The sequence below is a fragment of the Streptomyces sp. NPDC057565 genome, from assembly GCF_042801455.1.
GTDB classification, from domain to species: Bacteria; Actinomycetota; Actinomycetes; order Streptomycetales; family Streptomycetaceae; genus Streptomyces; species Streptomyces yanii.
This window is the reverse complement of record NZ_JBHVFU010000024.1, coordinates 1-12,517: the sequence shown is the minus strand read 5'-3', so window position 1 is coordinate 12,517 and position 12,517 is coordinate 1. Positions and strand designations below refer to the sequence as shown.

Sequence of the window (12,517 nt, the reverse complement as noted above, 5' to 3'; positions counted from 1 at the left end):
TCTGTGATCCCTGTGCCCCCTGTGCCCTCTGTGGCCGACCCCGTCCTGTCCGAACTGCTCGGTCTCGCCCTGGAGGCCGCCCGGCGCGCCGGTGCGCTGCTCCGCGACGGCCGCCCCGCCGATCTCGGGGTGGCCGCGACCAAGTCCAGCCCCATCGACGTCGTCACCGAGATGGACATCGCCGCCGAGAAGCTGATCACCGGCTTCCTCGCCGAGCGCCGCCCCCAGGACGGCTTCCTCGGCGAGGAGGGTGCCAGCTCCGCGGGCAGCAGCGGCATCCGCTGGGTCATCGATCCGCTCGACGGCACGGTGAACTACCTCTACGGGCTGCCGACCTGGGCCGTCTCCATCGCAGCGGAACGGGACGGCGAGCGTGTCGTGGGGGTGGTGGAGGCCCCGATGCGCTGTGAGACGTACCACGCGGTCCTCGGCGGCGGTGCGTACGCAAAGGGCGGTGCGTACGGCGACGGCGCCGCGCTGCGCACCCGGCCCGCACCGCCGCTCGACCAGGCGCTGGTCTCGACCGGCTTCAACTACGTCACCGCCGTCCGTACGCACCAGGCGGACGTCGCCCAGCAGCTGATCCCGAAGCTCCGCGACATCCGGCGCAGCGGCTCCGCCGCCGTCGATCTCTGCGATGTCGCCGCGGGCCGGCTGGACGGCTACTACGAGCGCGGGCTCCACCCCTGGGACCTTGCCGCGGGTGACCTGATCGCCCGGGAGGCCGGCGCCCGCACCGGCGGGCGGCCCGGACTGCCCGCCGACGGCGACCTGACGGTCGCCGCGTCACCGGGTGTCTTCGAGCCCCTGCAGGCCCTCCTGGAGGACCTGGGCGCCTGGCACGACTGACGCACCCGCCCGCAAAGCGCCTGGTGTGCGCCGTGGCGGGCGTTCACGGACAGCACAGGGCCCCCGGCGTCATGGAGACGCCGGGGGGCCTCTGCCGACTGCTCAGACGGGCGTGACGCCGACTTCGACACCGTGCTCGGCGGCGAGGCGGCGCAGGTCGTCCAGCTCTCCCTGCTCGACGTCCGCGAGGAAGTCGTCGCCCGTCTCGAGGGCCCTGGTGAGGTCGGACTCGGTGGTCTTGATTCTCTGCAGCAGACCTGCGGTGAAAGCGTCCATGGTGCGCCCCCTCATCGTGGGTCGGTGGCACGGGGGTGTGCCCGGGTTTCCCTCCGCCAGGGGCGGTAGGGCGGGTGATCACGCACTCTCCGGGGACGGAGCGGCCGTGGCGCGCCACATGCATGGCGTGATCGCGGGTGTGAATTCGTCCTCCCCAGGCCCTGGCTCAGAGAAACCTCAACTGGCCCGGAAATCCGGTGAATTCCCGGAAGCCGCAGGTCGCACCGCGCCGCCTTACCGCCGGTTTATACGCGTTGCGGGCAGGATGGTGCCGCACAGACAGTGCTTCTGAGCCGGTCCGATCACGGTCCGTGGGCTCATTCGGACGTTCTGAAGTTTCTAAGGAAGGACAGCGCCGTGCGTGTACTCGTCGTGGAGGACGAGCAGCTGCTCGCCGATGCGGTGGCCACCGGACTGCGCCGGGAGGCCATGGCGGTCGACGTCGTGTACGACGGCGCGGCGGCCCTGGAGCGCATCGAGGTCAACGACTACGACGTCGTGGTGCTGGACCGGGACCTCCCCCTGGTGCACGGCGACGACGTCTGCCGCCGGATCGTCGAGCTGGGCATGCCGACCCGGGTGCTCATGCTCACCGCCTCCGGGGACGTCAGCGACAGGGTGGAGGGCCTGGAGCTCGGCGCCGACGACTACCTGCCCAAGCCGTTCGCCTTCAGCGAGCTGACCGCGCGGGTACGGGCCCTGGGGCGCCGCACGACGGTGGCGCTGCCGCCCGTCCTGGAGCGCGCCGGCATCAAGCTGGACCCCAACCGCCGCGAGGTCTTCCGCGACGCGCAGGAGATCCAGCTCGCGCCGAAGGAGTTCGCGGTGCTGGAGGTCCTGATGCGCAGCGAGGGTGCGGTCGTCTCCGCGGAGCAGCTGCTGGAGAAGGCCTGGGACGAGAACACCGACCCGTTCACCAATGTGGTCCGGGTGACGGTCATGACCCTGCGCCGCAAACTCGGGGAGCCACCGGTCATCGTCACCGTCCCCGGCTCCGGTTATCGGATCTGAGGCCCGGTGTCCGCCGTTCCGGCGCCCCCGACAGCGCCCCCGAAACCCACTTGGGACCCCAAACAGCTGGAGCCCCCGTACCCCTGGCTGCGCCCGACCATCCGGATACGGCTCACGCTTCTGTACGGCGGGATGTTCCTGATCGCCGGCATCCTGCTGCTCTCGATCATCTACATGCTGGCCGCACAGGCCCTGCACGTGGGCAGTGAGCTGCCGTTCAAGGTCGTCAGCGGCCAGGTCTCCAGCGATCTGTGCAACCTCTCGGGAGAGGGGTCGTCACCGGCTGCCGTCAACGCGGCCATGAACACGTGTGTCAACCATCAGCGCCAGCAGGCGCTCGACACGCTCCTGAACCGTTCGCTGCTGGCCCTTGTCGGTCTGAGCGTCATCGCCTTCGCCTTCGGCTACGCCATGGCGGGCCGGGTGCTCTCGCCGCTGGGCCGCATCACCCGCACCGCCCGCCGGGTGGCCGGGACGGACCTGTCCCGGCGGATCGAGCTGGACGGTCCCGACGACGAGCTCAAGGAGCTCGCCGACACCTTCGACGACATGCTCGACCGGCTGGAGCGGGCCTTCACCGCGCAGCAGCGGTTCGTCGGGAACGCCTCGCACGAGCTGCGTACCCCGCTCGCGATCAATCGCACACTGCTGGAGGTCCATCTCTCCGACCCGGAGGCTCCGCCGGAGCTCCAGCAGCTCGGCAAGACCCTGCTGGCCACCAACGAGCGCAGCGAGCAGCTGGTCGAGGGGCTGTTGCTGCTCGCCCGCAGCGACAACCAGATCATCGAGCGCAAGCCGGTCGACCTCGCGGAGGTCGCCACGCGCGCGCTCGACCAGACCCGGGCCGAGGCCGAGCAGAAGGGCGTGGAGATCCGTGAGGAGATCGTGCCCGCCGTCGTCCAGGGCAACGGTGTCCTGCTGGAGCGGATCGCGCTGAACCTCGTACAGAACGCCGTGCGCTACAACGTCCGGGAGGAGGGCTGGGTGGAGGTCACCACCGAGCTGCAGCCCGGCCAGGCGCTGCTGGTTGTCTCGAACACCGGTCCCGTGGTGCCGGCGTACGAGATCGACAACCTCTTCGAGCCCTTCAGACGGCTCCGTACGGAGCGAACGGGCAGCGACAAGGGGGTCGGGCTCGGCCTGTCGATCGCGCGGTCCGTGGCGCGTGCTCACGGCGGCCGTATCATCGCGGAACCCCGTGAGGGTGGTGGTCTCGTGATGCGCGTCACCCTGCCGGTCTGAGAGGCTGGGTCGAGCGACACGCACAGGGATTACTTCGTTCGCTTTGAGCGGAATTTTCGGGACCCGTGCCCGCAGGATCCGTGTGTGATCGATCACAGGAGCGAATTTCGTGCGCTCCACGCTCCGTGACCAGGCCTCCTACCCAAAATCCGGCAAAAGTCGGGGTTTTCGGGGGCCGATATCACGGGAAGTACACGGGGTGGCGCCCGTGAAGCGCGACATTCGGACCGTGTACGGTCCCCTTCGCCACCCAAGCCGACCACTCAGGAGAGGTCCGCTCGGGTGTCGATTGAGTAACAGACCTTGATGTGAGGCAAAATCTCCGCCTCGGGTCGGGCACAAGTCCGGCCTCTCACGCGTTACGTGCGCTGAGACACCGCAGACACCCAGAGGGGGAGAGCGACACATGGCAACGGATTACGACACCCCACGCAAGACCGATGACGACGTCGACCAGGACAGCCTTGAGGAACTCAAGGCCCGTCGGAGCGACAAGACGGCGTCCGCCGTCGACGTCGACGAGTTCGACGCGGCAGAAGGACTGGAGCTCCCCGGAGCGGACCTGTCCAATGAGGAACTCGCCGTCAGGGTCCTGCCGAAGCAGGCCGACGAGTTCACCTGCATGAGCTGCTTCCTCGTGCACCACCGCAGCCAGCTGGCCCGCGAGAAGAACGGTCAGCCGATCTGCCGCGACTGCGACTAGGTCCGGTCGGGCGTGGCAGGCGACACACCGTTCCGGAAGCGGCGCTTGCAACACAAGCCGTCGGAGGCGAATCAGGGCGGTACAGGCCCGGCAGAAGGCGTAGCAGCCTTTGCCGAGCGGTCCGCCCTGCCACCCTCCGCGGGCGTATCTGACGACGAGCGAGGCCGTTCGGCCTCGCTCGAAGCAGTGGAAGCCGCAATCGCTGCGGAGACAGGACGGTCAGTACCAGCAGCCGGTGCGGCCGACGGGGCCGAGCAGACCGGCAGGACCGAGCCCGTGACCGGGGCAGGCCGTCTGCAATCAGTCAAACGGGGTGTACGCAAGGGCGGGGAGAGCGCCAGGACGGCGATCGGTCATATCGCCGACCGGATCGTCGAGACCGCTCCCCGCGTCCCTGTACGGGACCTCGCCACCCTGCGCAGGCAGTTCCCGGGCCTCGGCCCCGAGGAACTCGCCGACAAGCTCGTCGCGGGCGCGTGCAAGGGCACCGCCACCGTCGGCGCCGGTATCGGTGCGGCGGCCATGATGCCCGTACCGCCCGCCATGTTCACCGAGCTGGCCGCGGAGATCACCGGCGTGGCCGCGATCGAGATGAAGCTCGTGGCCGAACTGCACGAGGTCTACGGTCTGCGCCCGCCGGGCGGCCTCACCCAGCGCAGCACCGCGTACCTCACGTCGTGGACGGAGGAGCGCGGCATCGACGTCACCCATCCGACGACGATCGATACGGCGCTCGGCGGCCGGATGAAGCGGGAGCTGCGCCAGCAGATCGTCAAGCGGATGATGCGCAATCTGCCGAACCTGATCCCGTTCATGGTCGGCGCCGCCGTCGGCGCGATGATGAACCGGCGCGACACGAAGAAGCTTGCCGAACGCGTCAGGAAGGACCTGCGCAAGACTCAGGTCCCCTGGGACCGGCTCCCGGAACTGCCGCCCCTGGAGCGGCCGCGGAAGCTGCCCAAGGACCTCCCGAAGGAGATCGAGGACTGAGGGCTGTCCCGGCGGCCCCGCAGAGGTACGGAACGGCTATGCGGCCCGCACCGCCGTGAGAGCCGCCACCAGGGCCTGCGGCTCGCGAGTCGACAGGTAGACGTACGGAGTCGGGTCCTCCGGGTCCGTGACCTCCACCCGCACCGCCGTCTGGATGTAGCTGCGCTGCAGCATGAAGGCGCGGGTGTCCGCCTTGTACGTGCGCCACGCGCGCGCCTCCTCGCCCTCCAGCGCCTCCGCCTCGCCGAGTGCCGTCACCGGGATCCGGGCGTCACCGGCGACCAGGGCGCCCGCCACCACCCGGATCCGGGCGGAGCCGTACGAGCTGACCGTCAGCGAGGCCAGCGCGGTGCCGCCGACCAGGCCGGCCAGCAGCGGCAGGGTGCCCAGCGGCAGCAACATCAGGGCGCAGGCGACCCCCAACAGGAAGGCGAGGAACCACCATGAACGGGGTGCGGTCAGGCGTTCGTCGAAAGGCGGGGTGGAAGGCTGCATGAATCCAAGCTTGGCACGGCGCGACCCGTGGCAGTCCGCGCGGGTAAGGTCTGCGCCTGTGAGTGGAACATCTGCGGCTCTTCAGCCACCGGCCGACGCGGTGAAACCGGTTCGGCATCCCGACGCCCCGGCCCCCGGCGAGCTCCTCGGCGCGCACTACGAACACTGTTTCGGCTGCGGTGAAGGACAGCCGCACGGGCTGCACCTCCAGGCGCGGGCCGGCGAGGGTGTCAGCGTCACCGCCGAGTTCACGGTGAAGGCCGCCCACCAGGGGGCCCCGGGCCTTGCGCACGGCGGCGTCCTGGCGACGGCGCTGGACGAGACGCTGGGCTCGCTGAACTGGCTGCTGCGGGTGATCGCGGTGACCGGGCGGCTGGAGACCGACTTCGTGCGGCCCGTGCCGGTCGACACCGTGCTGCACCTGGACGCCGAGGTCACCGCCGTGCACGGCCGGAAGATCTTCTCCCGGGCGACCGGCCGGATCGGCGGCCCGGACGGGCCCGTCGCGGTCCGCGCGGAGGCCCTCTTCATCGAGGTCAAGGTCGACCACTTCATCGAGAACGGCCGCCCCGCCGAGATCCAGGCGGCGATGGCCGACCCGGACCAGGTCAGGCGCGCCCGTGCCTTCGAGGTGAACCCCTGATGCGCCGTCCCGTTGACGTACTGCTTCGCCGGGTCGATCCGGAGGTGCCGATTCCGGCATACGGGCACCCGGGCGACGCCGGGGTCGATCTGGTGACCACCGAGGCCGCCGAGCTCGCCCCGGGCGAACGCGCGATGCTGCCCACCGGCGTGTCGATCGCCCTGCCCGACGGGTACGCCGCGTTCGTGCATCCGCGGTCCGGACTCGCGGCCCGCTGTGGAGTCGCCCTTGTCAATGCCCCGGGGACGGTTGATGCCGGGTACCGTGGAGAGATCAAGGTCATCGTCATCAATCTCGACCCGCGCGAGAGCGTGCGGTTCGAGAGGTTCGACCGGATTGCCCAACTGGTCGTCCAGCAGGTCGAGAAGGTGCGCTTCCACGAGGTGTCGGAACTGCCCGGCTCGGCGCGGGGCGAGGGCGGCTTCGGTTCCACCGGAGGGCATGCCACGGGTGATGTTGACGGCGTCAGGGGCGGGATCACCCAGGGCGGGAACAGCTACGCTTCGGTCGTACCCGACCGGGAAGGACAGTGACGTGTTCGGACGTCGCAAGAAGAGTGGTTCCGCCGAGGACGTGGCGGACGAAGCGCGCGAGGCCGAGCAGGTCGTCGACGAGCTCGACGACACCGACGCCGCCGAGAGCGGAGCGGGCCGGGTGAACCTCCCGCCGGCACCGCGGCCGGACGGGCCGTGGGACATCGACGAGGTCTCCCAGCCCGCCGAGGGCCGGGTCGACCTGGGCGGCATCTTCGTGCCCGGGGTCGACGGCATGGAGCTGCGCGTCGAGGTCGCCGGCGACGCGATCGTCGCCGCCACCGTCGTGCTGCGTGACAGCGCGATCCAGCTGCAGGCCTTCGCCGCCCCCAAGAAGGAGGGCATCTGGGGCGAGGTCCGCGAGGAGATCGCTGCCGGCATCACCCAGCAGGGCGGGATCATCGACGAGGTCGAGGGCCCGCTGGGCTGGGAGCTGCGGGCACAGGTCCCCGTACAGCTTCCGGACGGGACGAACGGCGTGCAGCTGGTGCGCTTCGTCGGCGTCGACGGGCCGCGCTGGTTCCTGCGCGGAGTGATCTCCGGCCAGGGCGCCGTGCAGCCGCAGGCCGCCGGGCTGCTGGAGACGATCTTCCGGGACACCGTGGTCGTCCGTGGCGAGGGCCCGATGGCCCCGCGCGACCCGATCGTCCTCAAGCTCCCCAACGACGCCCAGATGGTGCCCGAGGGCGTGCAGCAGGAGGACCAGGAGAGCTCGAAGTTCTCCGGCGGTATGGGCCAGCTCCAGCGCGGGCCCGAGATCACCGAGGTGCGCTGAACCGCCTCGCGGGGCGCGTGACAGCTTCGGCCGGTGGGCCGTACTTCCCTTCGAGGGAGGTGCGGCCCACCGGCTTTTGCATGCCCGAGGAGCGCGCCTGCGGAGCGCGCGACGGAGCACGCTCACCGGCGCGTGTATGGGGCGCGTATGCGGCACGTATGGGCGCCGTCAAGGGCGCGGCCTACCCCGTAAGGAAGCCATCAACGCAGGCCACGGGGGCTTCGGACGGGGGTTTGCTCAAGAGGTCCGAGAATCCGAACCTCATCTAGGAGCACACGGTGGCCGATCTGGCCTTCGTCGTCACCACGATCGCGGTCTTCGCGCTGGTGGCTCTCGTCGCCAAGGGGGTGGCGAAGCTGTGACTGCCGAGAACATCGTCGGTCTGATCGTGGCCGTCGCCCTGCTGGGCTATCTCGTCCTCGCCCTTCTGTACCCGGAGAGGTTCTGAGCCCGATATGAGCCCCGTCCTCGCCGGCGTACTCCAGCTGCTCGCGCTCGTCGTGGCGCTGGGTCTGGCGTACCGTCCGCTCGGCGATTACATGGCCGGCGTCTACTCCTCGAAGAAGCACCTCCGGGTCGAGAAGTGGATATACAGGTCCATCGGCGCCAACCCCGACACGGAGATGCGCTGGCCGGCCTATCTCCGTGGTGTCCTCGCGTTCTCCGCGGTGAGCGTCCTCTTCCTGTACCTGTTGCAGCGGCTCCAGGGCAGCCTGCCCGGCTCGCTCGGCTTCTCCTCGATCGACCCCGATCAGGCGTTCAACACGGCGGCCTCCTTCGTGGCGAACACCAACTGGCAGTCGTACTACGGCGAGCAGGCCATGGGCCATGTCGTCCAGACCGGCGGCCTCGCGGTGCAGAACTTCGTCTCGGCCTCCGTCGGCATCGCCGTCGCGGTGGCGCTCGTACGGGGCTTCGCCCGTTCCCGCACCGGTGAGCTCGGCAACTTCTGGTCCGACCTGGTGCGCGGCACGATACGGATCCTGCTGCCGATCGCCGTGATCGCCGCGCTCGTGCTCGTGGCGTGCGGCGCCATCCAGAACTTCGCCGGCATCCACGGGGTCGGGCAGTTCATGGGCGGCTCGCAGCAGTGGAACGGCGGTGCGGTCGCCTCGCAGGAGGCCATCAAGGAGCTGGGCACCAACGGTGGCGGTTACTTCAACGCCAATTCGGCGCACCCCTTCGAGAACCCCAACGGGCTCTCGAACCTCCTTGAGATCTTCCTGATCCTGGTCATCCCGTTCTCGCTGACCCGCACCTTCGGGCGGATGGTCGGCTCGCTGAAGCAGGGCTACGCGATTCTCGCGGCGATGGGCGTCATCTGGCTCGGCTTCACCGCGCTGATGATGTGGACCGAGTTTGCCCACCACGGACCCGCGTTCGACATCGCGGGCGGGGCGATGGAGGGCAAGGAGACCCGCTTCGGGGTCGGCGGATCGTCGATCTTCGCCGTGGCCACCACGCTCACCTCGACCGGAGCGGTGAACTCCTTCCATTCCTCGTTCACCGGCCTCGGCGGAGGCATCGCGATGCTGGGCATGCAGCTCGGCGAGATCGCCCCCGGTGGTACCGGCTCCGGCCTCTACGGCATGCTGATCATGGCGATCATCGCGGTGTTCATCGCGGGTCTGATGGTCGGCCGCACCCCCGAGTACCTCGGCAAGAAGATCGGCACCCGCGAGATCAAGCTCGCGGCCTGCTACATCCTCATCACCCCGGCACTGGTGCTCTGCTTCACCGCGGCGGCGATGGCCCTGCCCACCCCGGTCCATTCGATGACCAACTCCGGTGCGCACGGCTTCTCCGAGATCCTGTACGCCTACACCTCCGGCGCCAACAACAACGGTTCGGCATTCGCCGGGCTCAACGCGGACACCCAGTGGTTCAACACCACGATCGGGCTCGCGATGCTGCTGGGCCGGTTCCTGCCCATGGTCTTCGTCCTGGCTCTGGCCGGCTCGCTCGCCGAGCAGCGGCCCGTACCGGCGACCCTCGGCACACTCGGCACCCACAAGCCGCTCTTCAGCGGACTGCTCGTCGGCACGATCATGATCGTCGCCGGGCTGACCTACTTCCCGGCCCTGGCGTTGGGGCCGCTGGCCGAAGGGCTGGCGTCATGACCACCACACGTACGCAACACGACGAATCGATGCATGAGGACGCGATGTCCACTGTCACCAAGGACCTGGCACCGCACCAGGACGCGGCCGCCGGTCACCGGACCGAAGGACGCGTCGGCGGAGGGCTGTTCGACCCCAAGCAGCTGCTCAAGTCCTTCCCCGACGCGGTCCGCAAGCTCGATCCGCGGGTGATGGTCAAGTCGCCGGTGATGTTCGTGGTCCTGGCCGGTTCGGTGCTCACCACCGTCCTCGCCGCCCTGGACCCGACCGACTGGTTCGGCTGGGCGATCGCCGCGTGGCTCTGGCTCACCACGATCTTCGCCAACCTGGCGGAGGCGGTCGCCGAGGGCCGCGGCAAGGCGCAGGCCGACACGCTGCGCAAGGCCAAGACCGACACGGTCGCGCGCCGGCTCGTCGGGAAGGACGAGGAGCGCGTCCCCGGCACCGATCTGCGCATCGGTGACCTGGTGGTCTGCGAGGCCGGTGACATCGTCCCCGGCGACGGTGACGTCGTCGAGGGCGTCGCCAGCGTCGACGAGTCCGCCATCACGGGGGAGTCGGCACCGGTCATCCGGGAGTCGGGCGGCGACCGCTCGGCCGTCACCGGTGGTACGAAGGTGCTCTCCGACCGCATCGTCATCAAGATCACCACCAAGCCCGGTGAGACCTTCATCGACCGGATGATCAACCTGGTCGAGGGCGCCGCCCGGCAGAAGACGCCCAACGAGATCGCGCTCAACATCCTGCTCGCGTCCCTCACCATCGTCTTCCTGCTGGCCGTCGTCACCCTGCAGCCGTTCGCGATCTATGCGGGACAGCGACAGTCGATGATCGTGCTGACCGCCCTGCTGGTCTGCCTCATCCCGACCACCATCGGCGCGCTGCTCTCCGCGATCGGCATCGCCGGCATGGACCGCCTCGTCCAGCGCAATGTCCTCGCCATGTCCGGACGCGCCGTCGAGGCCGCCGGCGACGTGTCGACCCTGCTGCTCGACAAGACCGGGACCATCACGCTCGGCAACCGGCAGGCCGCGGAGTTCGTCCCGGTCGCGGGGGTGACGGAGGCCGAACTGGCGGACGCCGCCCAGCTCTCCTCCCTGGCCGACGAGACGCCCGAGGGCCGCTCCGTCGTCGTCCTGGCGAAGGAGACGTACGGGCTGCGCGAGCGCCACCAGGGTCAGCTCGGCGGGGCCGAGTGGGTCGGTTTCACCGCACAGACCCGGATGTCCGGTGTGGATGTCGAGGGGCGCAGGATCCGCAAGGGTGCGACCGGCTCGGTCGTCGCCTGGGTCGAGGAGCGGGGCGGCACGGTCTCGCCGGACGCCCGCACGCTCACCGACCGGATCTCCCAGGCGGGCGGTACACCGCTGTTGGTCGCCGTCGACGACGAGCGGGGTGCCCGGATCCTCGGCGTCATCCACCTCAAGGACGTCGTCAAGGAAGGCATGCGGGAACGGTTCGACGAGCTGCGCCGGATGGGTATCCGTACGGTGATGATCACCGGCGACAACCCGTTGACCGCGAAGGCGATCGCCGAGGAGGCGGGGGTCGACGACTTCCTCGCCGAGGCCACGCCGGAGGACAAGATGGCCCTCATCAAGCGTGAGCAGGCCGGCGGCAAGCTCGTCGCGATGACCGGTGACGGCACGAACGACGCCCCGGCGCTCGCCCAGGCCGATGTCGGCGTGGCCATGAACACCGGTACCTCGGCCGCCAAGGAGGCCGGGAACATGGTGGACCTCGACTCCAACCCGACCAAGCTCATCGAGATCGTCGAGATCGGCAAGCAGTTGCTGATCACCCGCGGTGCCCTGACCACCTTCTCGATCGCCAACGACGTCGCGAAGTACTTCGCGATCATCCCGGCGATGTTCGCGGTGGTCTACCCGGGCCTGGACAAGCTGAACATCATGCAGTTGTCCTCGCCGGAGTCCGCGATCCTGTCCGCCGTCGTCTTCAACGCGCTGATCATCATCGCTCTGGTGCCGCTCGCCCTGAAGGGCGTGCGCTACCGGCCGAGCAGCGCCGACTCGATGCTCCGGCGGAACCTCGGGATCTACGGGCTCGGCGGCCTGATCGCCCCGTTCATCGGCATCAAGATCATCGACCTGATCCTCTCCCTCATTCCCGGAATCGGCTGATCGCGCCATGACCTCCATGAACAACTCCGCGGGAAACACCGTTCGGCTGCTCTGGGCCGGGCTGCGCGCCCTGCTCGTCCTCACGATCGTCTGCGGCGTGATCTACCCGCTCGCCGTCACCGGCGTCGCCCAGGGCCTCTTCCCGGGCAGGGCGAACGGCTCCGAGATCACGGCGAACGGCAAGGTCGTCGGCTCCGAACTGATCGGGCAGCGCTACGACCTGCCGCTGAAGAAGGGACAGGAGACCCCGGCCCCGGACCTCAGGTGGTTCCAGCCGCGCCCGTCCAACGGGCTCGGCACCAACAGCGTCAACACCCAGTACAAGTTGCTCCTGTCCGGGGCGACGAACCGGTCCGGCGACAACAAGGACCTGATCGACTGGGTCACGGACGCCAAGGCCGCGGTCGTCAAGGACAACTCCGTGCCCGGGCACCCGGTCAGCCCCTCGGACGTGCCGGCCGACGCCGTGACCTCCTCCGGGTCCGGCCTCGACCCGGACATCTCCCCGGCGTACGCACAGCTCCAGGTGCGCCGCGTCGCCGAGCGGAACCACCTCGGCGTCGACCGGGTCGAGAAGCTCGTGAAGCAGCACACCGACGGCCGGATCCTCGGCTTCGTGGGTGAGCCGCGGGTCAACGTCCTTCAGCTCAACATCGCGCTCAAGGAGCTGGTGAACGGAGGCTGATCCTTCGTCGGCGGATGTGCCTGGGCGCCGTGGTCCCTATAACAGGGACCACGG

The 12,517-nt window shown here is 69.3% G+C and carries 14 protein-coding genes; 12 read left to right on the top strand and 2 right to left on the bottom strand.

The annotated features are described in order from the left end of the window. The first annotated feature begins 30 nt into the window (after positions 1–30). Positions 31–849 (top strand): inositol monophosphatase family protein, encoded by an 819-nt coding sequence (locus tag ACFU8W_RS31050; RefSeq protein ID WP_384044090.1) that lies wholly within the window; start codon positions 31–33, stop codon positions 847–849. A 102-nt stretch (positions 850–951) separates the two neighbouring features. Here the strand turns inward: ACFU8W_RS31050 and ACFU8W_RS31045 are convergent, their stop codons facing one another. Further along, entirely contained in the window at positions 952–1,125 is a 174-nt protein-coding gene (locus ACFU8W_RS31045) for a hypothetical protein (RefSeq protein WP_384044087.1), read from the bottom strand. A gap of 357 nt (positions 1,126–1,482) precedes the next feature. Here ACFU8W_RS31045 and ACFU8W_RS31040 point away from each other — a divergent pair, with 357 nt between their 5' ends. From ACFU8W_RS31040 to ACFU8W_RS31025, 4 genes are all read left to right on the top strand, one after another. Then, positions 1,483–2,136, top strand: a complete 654-nt coding sequence (locus ACFU8W_RS31040) for a response regulator transcription factor (protein ID WP_266980666.1) — start codon at positions 1,483–1,485, stop codon at positions 2,134–2,136. 6 nt (positions 2,137–2,142) lie between these two features. Further along, the gene (locus ACFU8W_RS31035) at positions 2,143–3,378 is read left to right on the top strand and encodes a HAMP domain-containing sensor histidine kinase (protein ID WP_266980664.1); all 1,236 of its coding nucleotides are present in this window, start codon (positions 2,143–2,145) and stop codon (positions 3,376–3,378) included. A 406-nt stretch (positions 3,379–3,784) separates the two neighbouring features. After that, positions 3,785–4,081 carry a DUF4193 domain-containing protein gene (locus tag ACFU8W_RS31030; RefSeq protein WP_003965732.1) on the top strand — a complete coding sequence of 99 codons (297 nt, stop codon included), beginning with the start codon at positions 3,785–3,787 and terminating at the stop codon, positions 4,079–4,081. Positions 4,082–4,093: 12 nt separating this feature from the next. Beyond that, complete coding sequence (locus tag ACFU8W_RS31025) at positions 4,094–5,071, top strand: hypothetical protein (RefSeq protein WP_384044082.1); 978 nt, start codon at positions 4,094–4,096, stop codon at positions 5,069–5,071. A 36-nt stretch (positions 5,072–5,107) separates the two neighbouring features. Here ACFU8W_RS31025 and ACFU8W_RS31020 read toward each other — a convergent pair whose 3' ends face one another. Further along, positions 5,108–5,566, bottom strand: a complete 459-nt coding sequence (locus ACFU8W_RS31020; protein WP_327243955.1) for a DUF3093 domain-containing protein — start codon at positions 5,564–5,566, stop codon at positions 5,108–5,110. A 58-nt stretch (positions 5,567–5,624) separates the two neighbouring features. On the opposite strand from ACFU8W_RS31020, the gene ACFU8W_RS31015 reads away from it, so the two are divergent. The 7 genes from ACFU8W_RS31015 to ACFU8W_RS30985 all read left to right on the top strand — a co-directional run bounded on the left by ACFU8W_RS31015 (position 5,625) and on the right by ACFU8W_RS30985 (position 12,463). Beyond that, positions 5,625–6,209, top strand: a complete 585-nt coding sequence (locus ACFU8W_RS31015) for a PaaI family thioesterase (protein ID WP_345514298.1) — start codon at positions 5,625–5,627, stop codon at positions 6,207–6,209. After that, positions 6,209–6,742, top strand: coding sequence for a dUTP diphosphatase (gene dut / locus ACFU8W_RS31010; protein WP_266980656.1), 534 nt, complete (start codon positions 6,209–6,211; stop codon positions 6,740–6,742). Before ACFU8W_RS31015 ends, dut begins: the two co-directional genes overlap by 1 nt. Position 6,743: 1 nt before the next feature. Beyond that, positions 6,744–7,517: a DUF3710 domain-containing protein gene (locus tag ACFU8W_RS31005; protein WP_384044076.1), complete on the top strand. Its 774-nt coding sequence runs from the start codon at positions 6,744–6,746 to the stop codon at positions 7,515–7,517. A gap of 358 nt (positions 7,518–7,875) precedes the next feature. Next, positions 7,876–7,965, top strand: coding sequence for a K(+)-transporting ATPase subunit F (gene kdpF, locus ACFU8W_RS31000; RefSeq protein WP_037701211.1), 90 nt, complete (start codon positions 7,876–7,878; stop codon positions 7,963–7,965). Positions 7,966–7,972: 7 nt separating this feature from the next. Then, positions 7,973–9,637 (top strand): potassium-transporting ATPase subunit KdpA, encoded by a 1,665-nt coding sequence (gene kdpA / locus ACFU8W_RS30995; RefSeq protein ID WP_384044073.1) that lies wholly within the window; start codon positions 7,973–7,975, stop codon positions 9,635–9,637. A 44-nt stretch (positions 9,638–9,681) separates the two neighbouring features. Further along, a complete protein-coding gene (gene kdpB, locus ACFU8W_RS30990) occupies positions 9,682–11,778 on the top strand; it encodes a potassium-transporting ATPase subunit KdpB (protein WP_384044279.1) in 2,097 nt (698 codons plus the stop codon). A gap of 16 nt (positions 11,779–11,794) precedes the next feature. Then, positions 11,795–12,463 (top strand): potassium-transporting ATPase subunit C, encoded by a 669-nt coding sequence (locus ACFU8W_RS30985; protein WP_384044276.1) that lies wholly within the window; start codon positions 11,795–11,797, stop codon positions 12,461–12,463. Positions 12,464–12,517: the final 54 nt, after the last annotated feature.